Source organism: Zafaria cholistanensis, assembly GCF_008580665.1.
GTDB classification, from domain to species: Bacteria; Actinomycetota; Actinomycetes; order Actinomycetales; family Micrococcaceae; genus Zafaria; species Zafaria cholistanensis.
Window position 1 is genome coordinate 31,992 of record NZ_BKDJ01000014.1, and the last position, 16,988, is coordinate 48,979.

A 16,988-nucleotide genomic window follows, 5' to 3' on the forward strand; every position below is an offset into this window, starting at 1 on the left:
CAGAACAAAGCCCCCGAACGAAACCCCCGGAACAACGTGTCGGGGGCACCCGGGACGCCGGCGCTACGCCTCGGGGGCGGAGCGCCGGGCCGTGCGGGCCCGATGCCTGGTTGATCGTAGTCTACGCAATCTCTTCACCAGCATCGGGTCGTAGGCCAGCGCGGCGTCCGTGTCGATCAGCGCATTGAGCAGCTGGTAATAGTTCGCGGAGGACAGCCCAAAAAGCTCGCGGATGGCCTGTTCCTTGGCGCCCGCGTACTTCCACCACTGCCGTTCCAGGGCCAACATCAACTGCGCCCGTTCGTCGAGTTCACTGGATTCGTCGTACTCGAAATCCAGCTCGATCGCTGCTGCAGCCACCACGTTCCCCTCGTATTGCCCCCGCTGAATCCTTTCCGCCCATGGTACGAGCCCCGAATCGGGGTTGTCATATGGGCCCCGGACGGCCGGCAGGCAAGAATGGTCCCCATGAGCGACGCGCAGGAGCCCCTCTTCACCTTCGACGGCACACCGGGCGATTCCGGTGACGGATCCGGCGGCGGTTCCGGCGGCGATTCCGGCGGCAGTTCCGGCACGACGCCGTGGCCCTTCGCCGCCGGCGTGGAGGCGGCGGTCCAAGCGGGCGCGGTGCATCCGAGCTGGGCCGGGCCGCTGGCGCCGGTGGACGGGCTGCTGCGGTCCATCGCGGCGGAACTGGAGGCGCGCCGCACCGCCGGCGAGCGCATCCTGCCCGCGCCCGGCCGGGTCCTGCGGGCCCTGTCCACGCCGTTGGACCGGGTGAAGGTGCTGATCGTGGGCCAGGACCCCTACCCCACGCCGGGCCACGCGGTGGGGCTGAGTTTCGCGGTGGACGCGCACGTGCGTCCCCTGCCGCGCAGCCTGGCGAACATCTACCGGGAGTTGGCCGCCGACGTCGGCGTGGAACCGCCGGCGCACGGGGACCTCTCCGCGTGGGCTGACCAGGGGGTGCTGTTGCTGAACCGGGTGCTGACCGTCGGGGCCGGTGCCAGCGGTTCGCACCGCGGGCTGGGCTGGCAGAAGGTCACGGACGCCGCCGTCGCGGCCCTGGCTGCCCGGGGCGGGCCGCTGGTTTCCGTCCTGTGGGGCCGGGACGCGCAGGCCCTGGCCCCGGCGCTCGCGGGAACCGCCGTGATTACCAGCGCACACCCTTCCCCGCTGTCGGCCAGCCGCGGCTTCTTCGGCTCCCGCCCCTTCAGCCGCACCAACGAACTGTTGGCTGAGCAGGGCGCGGCTCCGGTGGACTGGCGCCTGCCGCCGGCGTAGCCGGCCCCGGCCGGCCGCCTCCGGGCGGGACCGGCGGCGGCCGGCGGCAGGCAGGTCAGGGGCGGCCAGGTCAGCGGCGGCGGATGCGCCGGCGTTCGTTGCCGTGCCAGCCGCGGGTGAGCGGACGGGCCACGGTGTCTCCGAAGACCACTCCGCCGGCGATCGCCAGAATGATGGCGAACGCGTTGAACATCTCCACCAGCCCGGTAGTGACGTCCCCGGGCTGGATCGCGATCCCGTACATCGCCCGGAAAATCATCAGCCCCGGCAGCAGGAACACGATCGCCGGGACCGCGACCACCAGCTGGGGGGCACCCATCCGCAGCGCCGTCCACCGCCCGGCGGCGCCGATGACGACGGCGGCCAGCGCCGGAGCCAGCCGGTCCCCCACTCCCAAGGCCAGTACACCGAGGTAGACCAGGTATCCCAGCAGCGCGACCCCCGCCGTGGGCACCAGCATCCGTCGCGCGGTCTGCTCGGAGACGGCGCCGAAAACGACCGCAAGCACCATGAGGACCGCCAGCAGCCACCCCGGATAGGGCACCGTGTCGATCGAGGCGACATTCAGCACCGGGGCTCCGGCCAGCGTGCCGAACACCAGCGCGGTCATGATGCCGGCGACGATGGCCGCATAGATGATCATGGCGGAGAAGAACCGGCCCGCGGCGGTGACGGGGAAGCCGTTGATGGCATCCTGCACGGAGGAGACGAAGCGCGAGGACGGCAGCAGCAGGATAATGCCGCCGGCCACCACCGTGGCCGGGGAGATCGGCACCTCCAGCACCCACAACAGCAGGGCGATCCCGGTGACCACGAAGGCTCCCGCCGCGGTGGCGAAAAACTCCGGGATCCGCCAGCGCCCGGCGAGCTTCGCGACTTGGGAGACCACCAGCGAGGACAGGAACGCCGTGGCGGCCCCCTGCCAGGTGCCGCCGATGAAGAGCACGAACATCGCGGCGAACGCAGCCCCGGCGGCGGTGACCATCCAGCGCGGAAAGGGCTTGGGGCGCCGGACGATTGCATGCAGACGTTCGGCCGCCTCGCGCCGGGTCACTCCGCCCGCGACGATGTCCGTCACCAGCTGGTGGACCAGGGCCAGGCCCGCATAGTTATTGGTCCGCGAACGGACCACCCGCAGAAGGCTCATTGGAACCGCATCGTGCGGGGCGTAGTTCAGGTGGATGGACTGGTTGGTGATGTCCACCTCGACGTTGCGCAGGCCCAGCGACGCGGTGACCGCGATGATGCTGGTCTCGGCCTCCAGGGCGCCCGCCCCGTAGCGGAACATGGTTTCGGCCAGGTCCAGCGCGAACTCCAGGGTCTTGCGGGCGCTCACGTCCTGCCCCCCGACCTGGATGGTGGGATTGGCGTAGGGGCTTCCCACCAGCCGGTCCACGATCGAGAACGCCTGCGTGGGCGGAGACTCCGAGTTCAGCAGCCGTCCAAGCAGCCGCCGTCCGGGATCCCTGCCGCCGGGATCCCTGCCGCCGGGGTCCTCGGAGGAGGCCATGCCGGATGCGGACCGGGCGGCGCCGGCCCGGGCCGGGGCACCCTGACGGCGCGGCGGTTTGGACGCGGGCCCCGGGGGCACGATCGGGCGCGCCCCCGTGCTGGGGATGTCGGCCGGACTGGGGGCGGGCCGCTGGCGGTAGCGCCTGCCGACGCGCTGCAGGGGCTGGGCGCGGGGGTTTGGATCTGCCGCGGGTCCCGGATTCCCGGGGCGTTGTACGCCCGCGGGGTCCGGGTCTGGGGCGGTGTCCCGGGGCTCTCCTGTGGACACTGCTGCTCCTGTTCTGTGTGGTGCTTGGAACCACTGTATCGAAGGCGCATTCTGGGTGCGGGACCGCCCCCGCCGCTCCGGGGAACGGGGGCTCCTGCCCCGGGATTGGTGTATGCGATTGCATATATAGTGTTCAGGAGGAACAGTGCTTGGGAGGAACCATGGATCAGCTGCTTGAGATCGGCGTAGAGACGTTCGGCGACGTGACGGAAGACGACGACGGCCGCCCGATGCACCATGCCGCGGTGCTGCGCAACGTCGTGGCCGAAGGCGTCGCCGCAGAGGAAGCGGGGCTGGACTTCTTCGGCGTGGGCGAGCACCACCGCGACGACTACGCCGTCTCCGCGCCCGAGGTGGTGCTGGCCGCGATCGCTGCCCGGACTGCGCGGATCCGGCTCGGGTCCGCCGTCACCGTGCTCAGTTCCGACGACCCGGTGCGGGTCTTCCAGCGCTTCTCCACCCTTGATGCCCTCTCCAGCGGGCGCGCCGAGGCGATCCTGGGCCGCGGCTCCTTCATCGAGTCCTTTCCGCTGTTCGGCTACGACTTGGGCGACTACGAGGTCCTGTTCGAGGAGAAGCTGGCGCTGTTCGCTCAGCTGCTCAAGGAGGACGCCGTCACCTGGTCCGGCAGCACCCGGGCGGCCCTGCACAACCAGCGCATCTTCCCGCCCACCGAGCGGGGGATACGGGCATGGGTCGGCGTGGGCGGCAGCCCCGAGTCCGTGATCCGCGCCGCGCGGCACGGCCTGCCGCTGTTCCTGGCCATCATCGGCGGCAACCCGCTTGCCTTCGAGGGCCTCACCCGCCTCTACCGGCGCACCCTGGAGCAGTCCGGGCACCCCGTGCAGCCAATCGGCGCACACACCCACGGGCTGGTTGCGGACACGGACGAGGAGGCCCTGGAGATCCTGTGGCCGCACTACAAGCGCACCATGGACCGGCTGGGCGCCGAGCGCGGCTGGCCCCCGGCCTCCCGGCAGCGTTTCCTGGCCTCGGCCTCCCCCGCCGGAAACCTGGTCGTGGGGTCCCCGGAAACGGTGGCGAAGAAGATCGCCCACGTCTCCCAGGGCTTGGGGCTGTCCCGCTTCGACATCAAGTACAGCGCGGGAACCCTGCCGCATGCCCCGATGATGCGCAGCATCGAACTGCTCGGCACCAAGGTGAAGCCGATGGTGCTGGACATGCTCGCGTCCTGACCTTCCGGCGTTGCCGGCAACGGAAAAGGCCCCCGCGGTGCGGGGGCCTTTCTTCGTGGTTCTTAGCAGACTCGAACTGCTGACCTCTCGCGTGTGAAGCGAGCGCTCTAACCAACTGAGCTAAAGAACCGGGTTGTCAGCCCGTCGGGCGTACCTTGAAAGGTTAGCCGAGGGGTGGCCGCGACGCCAAATCGGGGTGCCCCGGCGGCGCGGGGGCGAAAACCGCCGGCGCCGGCACGCCGCGCCGGTGCCGTTTTACAACGCGTAAATCGATGCGTTATCTTCGCTGTGGCTGCCACCGATGCGGCCGAAACTGGGCCCTACAAGGAAGCTGCCGGACTCCACCGGCACCGGTCCCCTCCCGGCCAAAGAACCGGCCCGGCGTACACCGGGAACCCCTTCTTTCGTTCGCTCTTAAAGCACCACATAGAGGACCGCTCCCAGTGAATCCCGCCATCGACTATGCCCTGTCCTATGCCCCGCCCACCGCCGCGGAACGCAAGGCCCTGTCCCTGCTCACCCCCGACGCCGGGCCGCGCTGGCACCAGAAGCTGGACCACGCCCTGCTGACCGTCACCGCGCTGCATGGGGGAACCCCCGTGGGGCTGGGCGTGCTGCACGTCTCGGTGGTCGCGCCGACCGGAGTCGATTCCCCGGTGGAGCTTGGCGCGATGTACGTGCACCCGGCCTACCGCCGGCTGGGGATCCGCGAACGCATTGCCGCTTCCCGCCTGACCTATGCGCTGTCCACCGGCGGGACGCCCATCACCGTGATCGACAACCGCAACCCGGCCTCGTGGCGGCACTTCGAGCGCTCCCCCCAGTGGGCCGTGGAGAAGGAGTACATCGGCTGGCCTACCGGGTGGCCGATGACCATCTGGGTCGCGACCGAATCATCCTGGTACCGCACGCACAAGGCCCCGCCTGTGACGGGCGGGGCCTTGCTGGAAAGCGTCTAAGCGACCAGGTGTCGAGACGTTCAGGCGTCTGGGCGTTCAGGTGCCTGGGCGCCTCAGCCTTTAGGCGCGCCGGCCACCGAAGGCTCAGGGACTGGTGGTGAATTCCGCCGAACCGGCGGTGGCCACCGCCACCACCATCACGACGACGAAGATCACGATGCCGGCCACGCCAAGGATCGTGCCGATCCAGCCGGTGACCTTGCCGACGGTCGCGGGGGTGTTCAGCCGCTCGGCCTGCCTGGCCTTGACGATGGCGATCGGTCCCAGGATGACCCCGACGACGAACAGGGACAGGATGCCCAGGATCATCGAGGTCTGGGCCAACTGTTGGCCGCGCATCGGGTCTGGTGAGTTGGATGCTTGGGACGGTTGGCCGGGTTGCGGGTGGTGGGCAGGCTGGGACATGGTTTCCCCCGATGTCTAGGCATGGAACGGACCCTGAAACCCTATCCGCCCCGCACGCGGTGGCGCCGGACCGGCCGCCCCGGCGAGTTGCGGCGGGGCCGCCGCTTCACCCCGAGGCTTCACGTGCCCCCGGACCGTTCTGTACGGTAAGCCATGGTTACAATGCGCTCCCGCAGCAACTCCACCTTCCCCGCCCGGCTGGTCCAGACCGGCGCCGCAACCGCGGCGGCTGCCGCCGTCGGGGTCCTGGCAGCCGATCCGGACGGCGCGTGGTACCGCTCCCTGGTACTGCCGTCCTGGCAGCCGCCCCGCGCGGCCTTCCCCATAGTGTGGACCGGGCTCTATGCCGGCCTCGCAGTGACTTCCGCGGCCGTGCTGGCCCGCCATGACATGGAGGCCGGCAGCGGCTCGGCGAAGGCCCAGACGCACCGCAGCGGATTCCAGCGCGCGTTCACGGCCAACCTGGTCCTGAACGCCGGCTGGAGCGTGGTCTTCTGGCGGGTCCGCAACCCCCGCCTGGCCAGCCTGGAGGCGGCCGTGCTGGCTGCCAGCACCATCGACCTGGCCTGCCGCGCCGCGCGGGAGGATGGCCGCCTGGGGGCCAGCCTGCTGCCGTATGCCGCGTGGACGGTGTTCGCGAAGGTCCTGACCTCCGCCATTGCCAGGCGGAACCCGGACCTCCGCGGCTAGTTCCCGCCGGGTTCCCGCGCCCTCCAGGCTCCTCCGCTCTCCAGAATCCCGCGCTCTCCAGGCTTCACCGCGTGGCGGCGCGTGGCCGGCCATCCGGTCCCCGCTTAGACTTGCCTGTCCACAGATCCCCGCGACGGAAGGCAGGCCCCGGTTGGCTACCGTTGCGTTCCCGGATCGGATGCTGCGCGGCTGGGCCGCCGGCTTCGTGGCCACGCTCTTTGCGGCCATCGGGCACTTCCCGGTTTCGGGTACGCTGCCCGGCTTTCCGGGAATGGTGATGGCGTTTGCCGCGTCCGGCTTTGTGTGTTCCCTCTTCGCCGGACGGCGCATGGGCCCGGGCCGGGTTACCGCGGCGGTTCTGGCCAGCCAGGGCCCCTACCACCTCCTGTTCTCCGCCCCGGCGGCAATGGCGGTGGATGCCGCCGCTTACGCACAGCACCAGGCCGGGCACCACGGGCACGGCCAACCGGCAGTACGGGTAGCCCTGGACGCGGCGTTCGGTGCCGGGGCGGCCGGCGGCGCGGCGATGTGGATGGCCCACCTTGCGGCCGCTGCCCTGACGGTCCTCGCGGTGAGCCGCGCCGAGCGGTTCGTGTGGATGCTTGCGGGCCTTCTGGGCGTACGGCTGGTCCGGCTGGTCCGCCTCCTGCTCCCGGTTGCGCCGCCTCCACGTCCGGCGCCCGCCTCCCGGCGGGAGCCGGCCGCCCTGCCCGGCCGCCCCGCGGCCCGTCCCATCGCCAGGCGGGGGCCGCCGTCGTGCGCCGCGCCCCGGCATTCCCCCGCATCGGCACCGGTACTCGCCTAGCCTCCTGGCCCTGCCGGTTGGCTTTTGGTGTCTATTGGGCATCCCGATCCCCGCGCCCCCCGCTGGCTGCGGAACGGCGATGTCCTTTCCTCAACCGGACCGCTTCGGCCGGACCGCTTCGGCCGGACCGCTTCGGCCGGCCAGCCTCCACCTGCGGGGGTCCGTGCGGCGCTTTCGTTTCCACCCCCCGTAAACGGACGAAAGACCCCATGACTTCCAATACCTCAGCGCGCCCGGAAACCGGGCGTGCGGCAACACCGCCTCCCGCCACCCCCGCCCCTGCCACCCCGGCCCCCGCCCCCGCCACCCCGGCCTCCGCGCTCGCCGGCCCGGCCTCCGGAACCGCTCCCTGGCTGGTGGCCCTCCTGCGCCGGCTGCACTTCTACGCGGGCATCCTCGTCGGCCCCTTCCTGCTGGCCGCCGCCGTCACCGGCGGCCTCTATGCCGCCGCGCCACAAATCGAGAATCTGGCCTACGCCACCGAACTGACCGGTTCGCCCGGGACGCCGCTGCCGCTGGAACGGCAGATCCAGGCGGCCCAGGACTTCCGCGGCTCCACGGCGGTGCCTTCCGCCGTCCGGCCCGGCACCGACGGCGGCACCACCCGCGTGATGTTTGCCGACAATTCCCTGGGCGAATCTGAATCCCTGGCCGTTTTCGTGGACCCTGCGACCGCGAAGGTCACGGGCGAACTGACCGCCTATGGCACCAGCGGCTCCCTGCCGCTGCGCGCCTGGATCGACCAGATGCACCGCAGCCTGAACCTGGGCGATGCCGGACGGCTCTACAGTGAGCTCGCAGCCTCCTGGCTGTGGGTCGTCACGCTCGGTGGGGTGGCCCTGTGGGTGGCCCAACGCGGCAGGTCCCCGCGCCCCCTCACTCCACGCACCGGCACTCCACGCACCGTCACTCCACGCACCGGCAGCCGGGCACGCCTGCTGGGCTTGCACAAGGCCCTGGGCCTGGCACTGGCCGCCGGATTCGTGGGGCTTGCCGCCACCGGCCTGACCTGGTCGAAGCACGCCGGCGACAACGTGTCCCAGCTGCGCGCCGCGTTGGGGTGGGATACGCCTTCACTCTCCCGCGAGCTCGCGGTGGAGGCAGTCCCGGTGCCCGCGTCTCCAGCCCATGCGGGTCATCAGGGCCACGGCGGGCACGCGATGGCGGACCCGGCCTCCGCCGTCCCGAACAGCGGGTTCGACGCCGCACTGGCCGCGGCGCGCGGGGCCGGCATTGACGCCGCCAAGGTGGAGATCAAGCCTGGCGCGGCGGGCGGGCAGGCCTGGTCCGTTGCCGAGATCGACCGTTCCTGGCCCACGCAGGTCGACGCCGTGTCCCTGGACCCCCGGGACATGGCCGTCGTGGACAGCGTCGACTTCAAGGACTTCTCCGTGCCCGCCAAGCTGTCCCGGTGGGGCATCGACGCCCACATGGGGACGCTCTTCGGCGTGGCGAACCAGGTGGTCCTGCTGGCGCTCGCCTCCGGGCTGGCCTGCATGGTGGTGTGGGGCTACATGATGTGGTGGAAGCGGCGCCCGCGGGCTGCCATCGGGCTGCGCTTCGGCCCGTTGCCGCCACGGGGAGCCCTGCGCCGGAGTCCGTGGTGGACGGTGCCGGCGGTTGCCGCCGCCGCGGTGACCGCCGGTGTCTTTGTCCCGCTGCTGGGAATTTCGCTTGCGGGTTTCCTGCTGGTGGATCTTCTCCGGGCGGCCGTTTCCCGGCGCCGGGAGACGGGTTGTGCCGGGTAGCTGATTAAGCGGCGGGCCGTCCGGAACCATTGTGCAGGAGCTGCTGGAATGGCCGGTCCATTCCAGCAGCTCCTGCACTACCGTTGGGCCGGCTCCGGGAGCCGTGAAGCCCTGTCGGCGAGCGCTCCGGCCAGGACGCACAGCCCGGCCAGCGCCAGCAGTCCGGCGACGGCCGGGACCGCGCCGAAGGCCCGCTGCAGCGGCGGCAGGTAGTAGGGGTACAGGGCCGGCAGCACGATCGAAAGGCTGTAGGCCAACCCGTACCCGGTGGAGCGTGCCCCGGCGGGGAAGCGCTCGGTCAGGTAGGCGCCGATGGGGCCGTAGGCCGAAACGGTGACCACCTGCAGCAGGCCCACCAGCAGGATCACCGCCGCCAGGGGGCCGGCGGAGAAGACACCCAGGTAGGTGGCCGGGGCCAGGAGGGCCGCGGCGGCGCCGAACCAGAGAAAGAAGCGCCGTCGTCCGGTGCCGGTGGAGAGGTGCCCGGTGGCCACCATCGCCAGGGCCGAGGCCACGGTGGCGCAGAACATGGTCAGGGAGACGGCCCTGTCGTCGAGGCCTGCCGTGGCCTTGAGCTGTCCGGCCAGCACAACCACGCCCATGTTGGTGAACAGCCACAGGCCGGTCATCAGGACGAACAGCTGGGCCAGCGCCCGCCCGCCGCGCCCGGTGAAGGCCTGGCGCAGGGGCTGCGGTGTTCCCGGTTTCCGTTCGGGCAGGGGGTAGTCCCGGACCTGGCGGCGGTAGTAGAGGTACAGGGCGAAGGTCATGGCCGCCCCAAGCAGGAACGGGATGCGCCAGGCCCAGTGGGCATAGGCGTCCGGGCCCAGGGTGGACAGCAGCACAAGGACCAGCGCCGCGATGGAGGCGTTGGCCCACGGGGACATGCTCATGATCTGCCCGCTGACCAGTCCCCGGCGGCTTCCGGGCGCCCATTCCATGGCCAGCGGCACGGCGGCGGTGTAGCCGCCGCCGATGAACGCGCCGCCGAGGAAGCGCAGCACGATGATGGCGAGCAGGGTGGCGTGGCCGAACCCGGCAGGCACTGCCCCGATCAGCAGGGTCACCACCGCCACGCCGGCGATGCTGATGCGGGTGGTTCGGGTGCGCCCGCTCCTGTCGGCCAGCGGCCCGAAGACCGCGGCGCCGACCGGGCGCCCGAGCAGGGTGGCGATGAAGATGAACCCGGCCGCGGCCGCGGCGTTCCCCGTGCCGTACAACTGGGCGGCGGCAGGGGCGAGGGCGATCACGGGAAGGAAGATGTCGAACTGGTCGACGTAGTTGCCCAGGACAGCCCCGCGGATGGCGGGATGGCTGCGGCCTGCAGCCTGAGCGGGGACCGGCGTGCCGGCAGCGGCCGCCAGGGGGGCTTCGGGAAAGGGGGTTGTTGCCATGGTGGTGGATGTCCTTCGGGTGCGGACATGCCGGGGGCCGGGAGCACGCGGAAACGCTTCCGTTGCCCCCGGCCAGGTCCGGGAGTGGCGGGTCAGACGGCGCGGATCGGCAGGTAGACGGAGCTGCCTATGCGGGCGAACTCCGCGGATTTGTCCGCCATCCCGGCCTCGATGGCCTCCAGGCTGTCCAGCCCGTTCTCCTGGGCGTAGGTGCGCACGTCGGCGGAGATCCGCATGGAGCAGAACTTCGGCCCGCACATCGAGCAGAAGTGCGCGGTCTTGGCCGGCTCCGCGGGCAGGGTTTCGTCGTGGTACTCGCGGGCGGTGTCCGGGTCCAGGGAGAGGGCGAACTGGTCTCGCCACCGGAATTCGAAACGGGCGCGGGAGAGCGCGTCGTCGCGCTCCTGGGCGCGCGGGTGCTGCTTGGCCAGGTCCGCGGCATGCGCGGCGATCTTGTAGGTAATCACGCCGGTCTTGACGTCGTCGCGGTTGGGCAGGCCCAGGTGCTCCTTGGGAGTGACGTAGCAGAGCATGGCGGTGCCGGCCTGGGCGATCATCGCCGCGCCGATGGCGGAGGTGATGTGGTCGTAGGCGGGGGCGATGTCCGTGGCGAGCGGGCCGAGGGTGTAGAAGGGGGCTTCCTCGCACAGTTCCTCCTCGAGCCGCACGTTCTCCACGATCTTGTGCATCGGCACGTGCCCGGGGCCCTCGATCATGACCTGGACGCCGTGGGACTTGGCGATCTTGGTCAGTTCGCCCAGGGTGCGCAGTTCGGCGAACTGGGCCTCGTCATTGGCGTCGGCGATCGAGCCCGGCCGCAGCCCGTCTCCAAGCGAGAAGGTGATGTCGTACTTGCGGAAGATCTGGCACAGCTCCACGAAGTGGGTGTAGAGGAAACTTTCCTGGTGGTGGGCCAGGCACCAGGCGGCCATGATCGATCCGCCGCGGGAAACGATGCCGGTGACGCGCCGGGCGGTCAGCGGCACGTAGCGCAGCAGCACGCCGGCATGCACCGTCATGTAGTCCACGCCCTGCTCCGCCTGCTCGATCACGGTATCGCGGAAGACCTCCCAGGTGAGCTTGGCCGGGTCCCCCTTGACCTTCTCGAGGGCCTGGTAGATCGGGACGGTGCCGACCGGGATCGGCGAATTGCGAAGGATCCATTCACGGGTTTCGTGAATGTTCCTGCCGGTGGAAAGGTCCATCAGGGTGTCGGCGCCCCACCGGGCGGCCCACACCATCTTTTCCACCTCCTCTTCGATGGAGGAGGTCACGGCCGAGTTGCCGATGTTCGCGTTGATCTTTACCGCAAAGGCCTTGCCGATGACCATCGGCTCGGATTCGGGGTGCCGGTGGTTGGCCGGGATGACGGCCCGCCCCCGGGCGACCTCGTCGCGGACCAGTTCCGGAGAGACTCCCTCGCGGGCGGCGGCGTACGCCATTTCGGGGGTGATGATCCCGGCACGTGCCCAAACCAGCTGGGTCGCGGCGCCGTCGATCGGCGCGGGGTGTTCCCACCTGTCGCGCGTCTTCGCCAATCCAGCCCTGACATCGATGGCGGCCTGCGGATCCGTGTACGGGCCCGAGGTGTCATAGAGGTCGAAGTGCTCTCCGTTGCTGAGATTAACGCGCCGCACGGGGTAGCTCATGCCAGGAAAACCGGGCACATCCTCGTAGCGTTTGGTGCTGTCCTGGATAGGGCCAGTGGTGACAGCGGACATGGGTGTAGCGTCGCTTGTGCGCATTTGCATCTCTTCCTACGCCGGCATTACCCGGTCAGGTTCAACGGTCGACGGCCCTAGCCGTCCTCTCAGCTCGCTGGTGCGAGCTCCCGTGGGTATGTGGTTACAGCGCTGGAGCGTAGCACACGTCATCTGCCGCCTTCCAACCCTGTCTGCGGTCTGACGTTGGGTGCGTCAGGGCTGCTTCCCGAGTTCCTCCCAGAGAAAGGCCAACGTCGCGCAGCCGGAAAGCAACATGTCGATGGACAGGCTTTCGTCGCTGTCATGCCAGTTGTCCTCAACCAGCCCTGTCCCGAAGAAAACCACCGGAACGCCCAGGGCCTTGGACAGCAGGTCCGCGGGCCCGCCGCCCGCGTTGCCCATCCGGCCGGCCTCCGCCACCCCGAACCCCCTGGCCATGGACCGCGCCAGAGCGTCGAGGAAGGGCGTCTCCGGGGTGCGGTAGAACTCTTGGGCGGTCTCGCTGGATACCGACAGGCTGTGGCTGTAGCCTTCCCCGATGTTCCCCTCGACCCAGCGACGCAGCTGTGCGGCAACAGTCTCCACCTTTTGGCCGGCGGCGGTGCGGATGCTGAGGTCGGCCGACGCCATGGAGGGGACGGCGGCCCGGGCAACACCTACCGGGTCCCCCGCCGCCAGCGCGATGACCTCGACGGCGGGACGCTCCCACAGGCGTTCGAAGACGCTGTAGCCTTCCTCGCCCCCGATGCTGCGCGTGTGGGAGCGCTTCAACCAGTCTTCCCTGTCGAAAGGGAGCGCCGCGAGTTCGGCCCGCCGGCGCTCGGAAACCGGCTCGACGTCGTCGTAGAACCCGGGGAGCGCGATCCTGCCGGCGTCGTCGTGGAGTCCCGCCAACAATCTCGCCAATTCGAACACGGGGTTGGGGGCGGTCCCCGATACGGCACCGCTGTGGATGTCAGTCAGCGGCCCGTACACCTCGATGCGCGCCCCCAACATCCCGCGGACACTGGTGCAGACGGCGGGATGGTCGGCACGCCACAGCAGCGTGTCGGAGAAGATCACCGCATCCGCGTCCAGCCGCGACCGGTTCTCCTCCAGCAGCGCTGCCAGCCCGGGGGAACCGGCTTCTTCCTCGCCTTCGATAAGGACCTTGATGTTCACTGCCGGCGCCGCCCGTCCTGAAGCGTGCAGGTGGGCCCGGAGTCCCCAGAGGTGGGCCAGGACCTGCCCCTTCGCGTCGGAGCTTCCCCTGCCGTAGAACCGTCCGTCGCGCCCCACTGGATCGAACGGAGCCGTTTGGTCCCAGTTCCCCTCCTTGACCGCGCGCACGTCATGGTGGCTGTAGACCAGGACCGTCGGGGCTCCGGGGGCGGCGCACCATTCCGCATACACGGCCGGGGCCTCCGTCCCGTCCCAGATTTCGGTGCTCGGGAAGCCGAAGTTGCGCAGTTCGCCGGCGAGCCAGTTGGCTGACCGCAGCAAGTGGTGCTTATGCTCGGGGACCTCGGCTACCGAAGGTATACGCACCCACTCGGCGAGCCGGGCAAGGATGTCGGCGGTATGGCTGTCCAGGTAGGCCCGGACGGCGTCGTCTCCCTGCATCATTTAGTTCTCCTGCCTGGCCGGGCGTTCATCCGGGACTCCTGCGGCCGGAGGCGTCGAAGCGCCCCCTCGCCCAAAAGCACGCTCCCCCGCCAACAGGTACCGCCCAAGGTGGTCCTCTTCGCGATGGATGCGGGATCCGCGTCAAGTCCTACCGCCAAAGGTAGGCCGCGGGCGCCGCGGCCGCCATGGCTGGGCGGCCACGAAAAGGAACCGGCCCGCCCGGCGGCCCCGGCCACGGAAGAACGGCGGTTGTTTCTTCCCCCAAGAGGCGTCCGGCCCGACTCCCCAGGCAGGCGCGGTGCGTCTCGGAGGCATGGAGCCGCCGGGATGGGTTTCGGTTCATGCCTGACCCCACGATGCGCTGCCACGCCCCGTTCACGCCCGGGTCCGGGTCGCGGGGACATCCCCGGGCGCAGTCCGGGTCCGCACAAGACGCCGAAGACGGACGGCTCCGTGTTCCCTGCCCTGCCCTGCCAGGCAGCAGGCCCTGCATCCCGCCTCATTTTTGGGGGGCATCGTCTGGAACGCCTCCAGCGCATCCCCGCGGAAAGGACCTCCCGGAACGGTTGGTGGAACCGGGACGCCGGACCGGGACCTTTGACCCGCAGGTCCGCCCGGGCGGTAGTTGGGTACCGGTCCTTGGCCGGTCCGTGCCCGACGCATGCCCCGCGCTGCCCAGGACCCCGGCACACAGGAGAAAGGGCCCCCACGCACGGCCTCTAGGACAGACGCCGGAAATGCCCCGGCCCGACCTTTACATGGATCGGCAACGCCATCTGGATAGGGATAATGCCAACGGGATCATCGAGCAGATCATTGATCGAGGTCTGCCCCTCCAGCTCGCCAGCCTTATCTGCATCCATAAACCGACTATAGGCAGGGCTCAGCGTTCAGGACCTCCAGACACGACTGCACAGATCTGATTCTGGAGCGCCTGATTCCGAAGCGCCACCATGGCTCTCAAGGCAGGTCGGCCGAATCCGAACGGGCCCACGGCGGTCCCGCATTCCAAGGATGGCGAGGCACATATGTCAAGACAATGCGCCTGTGCCAGGTACTGGCGTGCCGGCCGTTGTGAATTGGGGAGGGTGAGCGGCGGCGTTTCTGCGGCCGGGCCAAAGAGGTGTGTTCGGGCGGGCTACCTGCGGGGGGCGCCGCTTGAGGCCCGGGGGATGAGGGTGGGCAGAGCGCGGGTGAGGCGTTCGCTGTTTTCGGGTTCCAGCAGCATTCGCAGGGCCGAGTCGGCGACTTGGTCGAAGGGGACCCGCACCGAGGTCAGCGGCACGGGCAGCAGCGAGGCGAGGGGGATGTCGTTGTAGCCGACCAGGGCCAGGTCCGGACCGATGGCCAGTCTGGCCCTCTGGGCTGCGGCGATGATACCGAGGGCGAGGTTGTCGTTGGCGGCGAAGACGGCGGTGGGCCGGTCGGCGGTCCCGAGGAGCTCATTGCCGGCTTCGGCGCCGTGTTCGATCCGGTATCCGCGCCCGATGACGCGGTGGGCGGGCAGTTCGAGGCCGGCTTCGGCCAGAGCGCGGCGGGCACCGGCCAGCCGGTCCCGGGCGGTGGACGCGAAATCGGGGCCGGTGACTACGGCGATGTCGCGGTGCCCGAGGTCGATGAGGTGTCGGACAGCGAGGTAGCCGCCGGTTTCATCGTCGCCGAGAGCCGAGGGGCTGGTTCCGTCGGTGCGCAGTACGAGCGCGTGGGGCACATCCCGCTCGCGCAGCGAGGCCGGGAGGGTGTCGTCGAGGCGGGCGGAGGCGAGGATCAGGCCGTCCACGTTGCGGTCCAGCAGAGTCTCGGCGGCCTTGCGCTCATCGTTCGGGTCATCGCCGCCGGTGGCGACCACCGCGAAATGTCCGCGGGCGCGGGCCGCGCGCTCCAGGGCTTCGAACATCAAGGCCATGACCGTGTCGCTCAGCCGGGGCACCAGGACCCCGATGGTGCCGGTGGACCCCTTGCGCAGTCCTGCAGCGGAGAGGTTGCGGCGGTAGCCCAGTTCCTCTGCGGTCCGCTTGACCCGGGCGGCAGTCGCGGACTTCGTGGGCGTGCTGCGCGGATCCAGGACACGGCTGACCGTGGAGATGCTGACTCCGCTCGCCTCGGCCACGTCGCGCAGCGTCACCGTGCGCCGCGCCTCTGTCGTCTCCATGGTTCCCCTGTCTTTCCGGTGTCTCATGACCAGTCTAGGCGGGGCCCGAACGGGCGCCGCGTGGCCCACGCCACAATTGCCTATTGACAGTGTGCTGCAGCTCACGCAGAATTGAAAACGTTCCCGAGAACGTTTGCAGAACGTTTGAAAGACCCCGAACAAGGAAGAAGAAGGATCATGACACTCGACCTCCGAGGCCTCAGCCCCGCACCTGTCACCCCATTCACCGAAGACGGCGCTGTCGACTTCGACGCGATCCAGCGTCTGGGTTCGTGGCTCGGATCGATTGACGGCGTGAAGAGCCTCGTCGTCCTGGGGCACGCCGGCGAGGGCACGTTCCTTACCGAAGAGGAGCAGCTGGACGTCATCCGCGCGTTCGTGGCATCCACTGACGGCCGCGTGCCGGTCGTGGCCGGCATTACGAAGGAGGGCAACAAGACCGCGGCGCTCGAGGCCAGGAAGGCCGTCGAAGCCGGCGCGTCAGCCGGTCTCGTCTACCCCTCGCACGGGTGGCTGCGCTTCGGTTACCAGAAGGGCGCGCCCCAGTCGCGCTACCGGGAGATCTACGAAGAGTCCGGTCTGCCGCTGATCCTGTTCCAGTACCCCGACAACACCAAGGCAACGTACGACCTGGAAACCCAGCTGGAGATTGCGGGCCAGGAAGGCGTCTTCGCCACGAAGAACGGGGTCCGGAACATGCGCCGGTGGTACACCGAGATCCCCGCGCTGCGCGCTGCGCACCCCGAACTGCAGGTGCTGTCCTGCCATGACGAGTACCTCCTGCCGACGATGTTCGACGTCGACGGTCTGCTGGTCGGCTACGGCAACATCGCCCCCGAACTGCTCGTCGAACTGATCGAAGCCGGCAAGGCCCAGGACTACCCGCGTGCCCACGCCATTCATGAGCGGCTGCTCCCGGTGACCAAGAACGTTTACCACCGCGGGTCCCACATGGAGGGCACCGTCGCCTTGAAGTGGGGCCTTGTGAACCGCGGCATTCTGGACCACGCCACAGTGCGCACCCCGCTCCTGCCCCTGCCCGAGGGCGCCGATACCGAGATTGCGGAAGCCTTCGCCGCCGCAAACATCGGCAAGGTCACCGTCAACGCCTGAGCGCACCACTGACACAGAGGGTGGCGGGGGCCCACACGGAACCCGCCACCCTCTGTGGCACCCACCGGCCCCGCGGGCCGACCATGGAACCCAAGCACACGACCTGCATTCTTCACCCCCGGTCATCGACGACCCCGCGGCAACGGAGCCGCCG

15 protein-coding genes, 1 tRNA gene and 1 riboswitch are annotated in these 16,988 nt (G+C 69.8%); of the genes, 7 read left to right on the top strand and 9 right to left on the bottom strand.

Features of this window, described 5'->3' with window-relative positions; genetic code table 11:
- Window positions 1-63 precede the first annotated feature (63 nt).
- Complete coding sequence (locus tag NCCP_RS12110; RefSeq protein WP_149957552.1) at window positions 64-360, bottom strand: DUF3263 domain-containing protein; 297 nt, start codon at window positions 358-360, stop codon at window positions 64-66.
- 108 nt (window positions 361-468) lie between these two features.
- On the opposite strand from NCCP_RS12110, the gene NCCP_RS12115 reads away from it, so the two are divergent.
- Window positions 469-1,284 (top strand): uracil-DNA glycosylase, encoded by an 816-nt coding sequence (locus tag NCCP_RS12115; RefSeq protein WP_149957553.1) that lies wholly within the window; start codon window positions 469-471, stop codon window positions 1,282-1,284.
- 70 nt (window positions 1,285-1,354) lie between these two features.
- Here NCCP_RS12115 and NCCP_RS12120 read toward each other — a convergent pair whose 3' ends face one another.
- Window positions 1,355-2,794, bottom strand: a complete 1,440-nt coding sequence (locus tag NCCP_RS12120) for a threonine/serine exporter family protein (protein WP_149957554.1) — start codon at window positions 2,792-2,794, stop codon at window positions 1,355-1,357.
- Window positions 2,795-3,225: 431 nt separating this feature from the next.
- Here NCCP_RS12120 and NCCP_RS12125 point away from each other — a divergent pair, with 431 nt between their 5' ends.
- On the top strand, window positions 3,226-4,260 hold the full coding sequence (locus NCCP_RS12125; RefSeq protein WP_149957555.1) for an Atu2307/SP_0267 family LLM class monooxygenase: 1,035 nt from the start codon (window positions 3,226-3,228) through the stop codon (window positions 4,258-4,260).
- A 56-nt stretch (window positions 4,261-4,316) separates the two neighbouring features.
- On the opposite strand, the gene NCCP_RS12130 is transcribed toward NCCP_RS12125, so the two are convergent.
- Window positions 4,317-4,390, bottom strand: a tRNA-Val gene (locus NCCP_RS12130).
- 313 nt (window positions 4,391-4,703) lie between these two features.
- Here NCCP_RS12130 and NCCP_RS12135 point away from each other — a divergent pair.
- Window positions 4,704-5,219 (top strand): GNAT family N-acetyltransferase, encoded by a 516-nt coding sequence (locus NCCP_RS12135; RefSeq protein WP_149957556.1) that lies wholly within the window; start codon window positions 4,704-4,706, stop codon window positions 5,217-5,219.
- A gap of 84 nt (window positions 5,220-5,303) precedes the next feature.
- Here NCCP_RS12135 and NCCP_RS12140 read toward each other — a convergent pair whose 3' ends face one another.
- A complete protein-coding gene (locus NCCP_RS12140; RefSeq protein ID WP_149957557.1) occupies window positions 5,304-5,558 on the bottom strand; it encodes a hypothetical protein in 255 nt (84 codons plus the stop codon).
- Between the two features lie 219 nt (window positions 5,559-5,777).
- On the opposite strand from NCCP_RS12140, the gene NCCP_RS12145 reads away from it, so the two are divergent.
- The 3 genes from NCCP_RS12145 to NCCP_RS12155 all read left to right on the top strand — a co-directional run bounded on the left by NCCP_RS12145 (window position 5,778) and on the right by NCCP_RS12155 (window position 8,867).
- Window positions 5,778-6,314, top strand: coding sequence for a TspO/MBR family protein (locus tag NCCP_RS12145; RefSeq protein WP_149957558.1), 537 nt, complete (start codon window positions 5,778-5,780; stop codon window positions 6,312-6,314).
- A gap of 151 nt (window positions 6,315-6,465) precedes the next feature.
- Window positions 6,466-7,119, top strand: a complete 654-nt coding sequence (locus NCCP_RS12150) for a hypothetical protein (RefSeq protein WP_149957559.1) — start codon at window positions 6,466-6,468, stop codon at window positions 7,117-7,119.
- 209 nt (window positions 7,120-7,328) lie between these two features.
- Window positions 7,329-8,867, top strand: a complete 1,539-nt coding sequence (locus tag NCCP_RS12155; RefSeq protein WP_149957560.1) for a PepSY-associated TM helix domain-containing protein — start codon at window positions 7,329-7,331, stop codon at window positions 8,865-8,867.
- A 77-nt stretch (window positions 8,868-8,944) separates the two neighbouring features.
- On the opposite strand, the gene NCCP_RS12160 is transcribed toward NCCP_RS12155, so the two are convergent.
- The 5 genes from NCCP_RS12160 to NCCP_RS12175 all read right to left on the bottom strand — a co-directional run bounded on the left by NCCP_RS12160 (window position 8,945) and on the right by NCCP_RS12175 (window position 15,721).
- Complete coding sequence (locus NCCP_RS12160) at window positions 8,945-10,261, bottom strand: MFS transporter (protein WP_149957561.1); 1,317 nt, start codon at window positions 10,259-10,261, stop codon at window positions 8,945-8,947.
- Window positions 10,262-10,353: 92 nt separating this feature from the next.
- Window positions 10,354-11,982 carry a phosphomethylpyrimidine synthase ThiC gene (gene thiC / locus NCCP_RS12165; RefSeq protein ID WP_414727727.1) on the bottom strand — a complete coding sequence of 543 codons (1,629 nt, stop codon included), beginning with the start codon at window positions 11,980-11,982 and terminating at the stop codon, window positions 10,354-10,356.
- A gap of 15 nt (window positions 11,983-11,997) precedes the next feature.
- Window positions 11,998-12,106: riboswitch (TPP riboswitch) on the bottom strand.
- Window positions 12,107-12,177: 71 nt separating this feature from the next.
- Complete coding sequence (locus NCCP_RS12170; protein WP_216364714.1) at window positions 12,178-13,569, bottom strand: M20/M25/M40 family metallo-hydrolase; 1,392 nt, start codon at window positions 13,567-13,569, stop codon at window positions 12,178-12,180.
- A 719-nt stretch (window positions 13,570-14,288) separates the two neighbouring features.
- Window positions 14,289-14,432, bottom strand: coding sequence for a hypothetical protein (locus NCCP_RS15035; RefSeq protein WP_172627389.1), 144 nt, complete (start codon window positions 14,430-14,432; stop codon window positions 14,289-14,291).
- A gap of 275 nt (window positions 14,433-14,707) precedes the next feature.
- Window positions 14,708-15,721, bottom strand: coding sequence for a LacI family DNA-binding transcriptional regulator (locus tag NCCP_RS12175; RefSeq protein ID WP_149957563.1), 1,014 nt, complete (start codon window positions 15,719-15,721; stop codon window positions 14,708-14,710).
- A gap of 177 nt (window positions 15,722-15,898) precedes the next feature.
- Between NCCP_RS12175 and NCCP_RS12180 the strand changes: the two genes are divergently transcribed.
- Window positions 15,899-16,834, top strand: coding sequence for a dihydrodipicolinate synthase family protein (locus tag NCCP_RS12180; protein ID WP_172627390.1), 936 nt, complete (start codon window positions 15,899-15,901; stop codon window positions 16,832-16,834).
- The last annotated feature ends 154 nt before the right edge of the window (window positions 16,835-16,988 follow it).

Bases quoted from the DNA above. Each gene is read 5' to 3' on its own strand.
- NCCP_RS12115 (WP_149957553.1), top strand. From the start codon at position 469: ATGAGCGACGCGCAGGAGCCCCTCTTCACCTTCGACGGCACACCGGGC.
- NCCP_RS12120 (WP_149957554.1), bottom strand. From the start codon at position 2,794: ATGGCCTCCTCCGAGGACCCCGGCGGCAGGGATCCCGGCGGCAGGGAT.
- NCCP_RS12125 (WP_149957555.1), top strand. From the start codon at position 3,226: ATGGATCAGCTGCTTGAGATCGGCGTAGAGACGTTCGGCGACGTGACG.
- NCCP_RS12140 (WP_149957557.1), bottom strand. From the start codon at position 5,558: ATGCGCGGCCAACAGTTGGCCCAGACCTCGATGATCCTGGGCATCCTG.
- NCCP_RS12145 (WP_149957558.1), top strand. From the start codon at position 5,778: ATGGTTACAATGCGCTCCCGCAGCAACTCCACCTTCCCCGCCCGGCTG.
- NCCP_RS12155 (WP_149957560.1), top strand. From the start codon at position 7,329: ATGACTTCCAATACCTCAGCGCGCCCGGAAACCGGGCGTGCGGCAACA.
- NCCP_RS12160 (WP_149957561.1), bottom strand. From the start codon at position 10,261: ATGGCAACAACCCCCTTTCCCGAAGCCCCCCTGGCGGCCGCTGCCGGC.
- thiC (WP_414727727.1), bottom strand. From the start codon at position 11,982: ATGTCCGCTGTCACCACTGGCCCTATCCAGGACAGCACCAAACGCTAC.
- NCCP_RS12170 (WP_216364714.1), bottom strand. From the start codon at position 13,569: ATGATGCAGGGAGACGACGCCGTCCGGGCCTACCTGGACAGCCATACC.
- NCCP_RS15035 (WP_172627389.1), bottom strand. From the start codon at position 14,432: ATGGATGCAGATAAGGCTGGCGAGCTGGAGGGGCAGACCTCGATCAAT.
- NCCP_RS12175 (WP_149957563.1), bottom strand. From the start codon at position 15,721: ATGGAGACGACAGAGGCGCGGCGCACGGTGACGCTGCGCGACGTGGCC.
- NCCP_RS12180 (WP_172627390.1), top strand. From the start codon at position 15,899: ATGACACTCGACCTCCGAGGCCTCAGCCCCGCACCTGTCACCCCATTC.